We start from the raw sequence: 656 nt of genomic DNA on the forward strand, positions 1-656 counted from the left end.
GTCAGCGTCATCGACGGCGCCACCGTGATCGAGTCACCGGTGTGCACACCCATCGGGTCGAAGTTCTCGATGGAGCAGACGACCACCACGTTGTCGTGCTTGTCGCGCATCAGCTCCAGCTCGTACTCCTTCCAGCCCAGGATGGACTCCTCCAGGAGCACCTCGGTGGTCGGCGAGAGGGTGAGGCCCTGGCCGGCGATACGGCGCAGCTCCTCCTCGTCGTGCGCGAAACCGGAACCGGCGCCGCCCATGGTGAAGGACGGGCGGACGACGACCGGATAACCGCCAAGCGTCTCCACCCCCTTGAGGACGTCGTCCATGGAGTGGCAGATCACCGAACGCGCGGACTCACCGTGCCCGATCTTGCGCCGGACCTCCTCCACGACCTCCTTGAACAGATCACGGTCCTCACCCTTGCGGATCGCCTCCGGCCGCGCGCCGATCAGTTCCACGCCGTACTGGGCGAGGACCCCGCTGTCGTGCAAAGCGATCGCGGCGTTCAGGGCCGTCTGGCCGCCCAGCGTGGGCAGCAGCGCGTCCGGGCGCTCCTTCGCGATGATCTTCTCGACGAACTCGGGCGTGATCGGCTCGACGTAGGTGGCGTCGGCGATCTCCGGGTCCGTCATGATCGTCGCCGGGTTGGAGTTCACCAGGAT

At 66.8% G+C, this 656-nt stretch carries 1 protein-coding gene; it reads right to left on the reverse strand.

Features of this window, described 5'->3' with window-relative positions; genetic code table 11:
- On the reverse strand, positions 1-656 hold a 656-nt coding region (locus IE244_RS41620), incomplete at both ends, for an ATP-binding protein (protein WP_444545089.1).

Origin of the sequence: Streptomyces filipinensis, from assembly GCF_014649495.1 — a bacterium.
Taxonomy (GTDB): Bacteria; Actinomycetota; Actinomycetes; order Streptomycetales; family Streptomycetaceae; genus Streptomyces; species Streptomyces filipinensis.